Source organism: Dietzia sp. CW19 (genome assembly GCF_014145265.1).
In the GTDB taxonomy this organism is placed as follows: domain Bacteria; phylum Actinomycetota; class Actinomycetes; order Mycobacteriales; family Mycobacteriaceae; genus Dietzia; species Dietzia natronolimnaea.
On the sequence record NZ_JAALEE010000559.1, the window covers coordinates 20,665 to 20,913 of the forward strand.

A 249-nucleotide genomic window follows, 5' to 3' on the forward strand; every position below is an offset into this window, starting at 1 on the left:
GGAGCAGTCCCACGAGATCGAGGTGACCGAGTTCGTCCCGGCGGACCAGGTGGATCCGGTCGCCTTTGACAGCGCCTACTTCTTGGAGCCGGCGTCGCGGTCGAACCGGGCGTACGTGCTGATGCGGGAGGCGCTGGAGTCGACGGATCGGCTGGCGATCTGCACGTTCACGCTGCGTAATCGCACCCGCTTGTGCGCGCTACGGGTGTACAAGGATATTCTCATGCTGCAGACGTTGCTGTGGCCGGG

General features: G+C 64.7%; 1 protein-coding gene. It reads left to right on the forward strand.

What is annotated here, in order from left to right:
* The coding region (locus tag G6021_RS15855; RefSeq protein ID WP_347238991.1) for a Ku protein at positions 1-249 on the forward strand (249 nt) is incomplete at both ends.